1 protein-coding gene is annotated in these 349 nt (G+C 43.6%); it reads left to right on the forward strand.

What is annotated here, in order from left to right; genetic code table 11:
- Positions 1-349, forward strand: a 349-nt coding sequence (locus tag GNP81_RS19555; RefSeq protein ID WP_236803840.1) for a cadherin repeat domain-containing protein, incomplete at both ends; no start/stop codon positions are given.

Raw genomic sequence — 349 nt, forward strand, 5'->3', positions numbered from 1 at the left:
AGTTTTGATATTACAGTAACGGATGCGGATGGTTTGACACCGGGCGGTGGTGATACTGATAACGATGTAGGTCCGGTTACAGATAGTAACGCTGCGGATAATACAATTTCAGAAAATGCAGAGGTGGGCACGATTGTAAATATCACTGGCCTCGCGACAGATCCAGATGGCGATGAGGTTAGTTATAAACTCTCAGATGCAGATATTGCAAAAGGTCTGTTTGCTATCGATGCTACTACAGGTGTCGTGACATTGATTGGCAATCTTGATCATGAAGTTGCAGATTCTCACTCTATCACCATCATTGCCACTTCAACTGATGGCTCAACAAGTGAAGCCAGTTTTGATA

The sequence above is a fragment of the Aliivibrio fischeri genome (assembly GCF_009727955.1).
Classification (GTDB): domain Bacteria; phylum Pseudomonadota; class Gammaproteobacteria; order Enterobacterales; family Vibrionaceae; genus Aliivibrio; species Aliivibrio fischeri_A.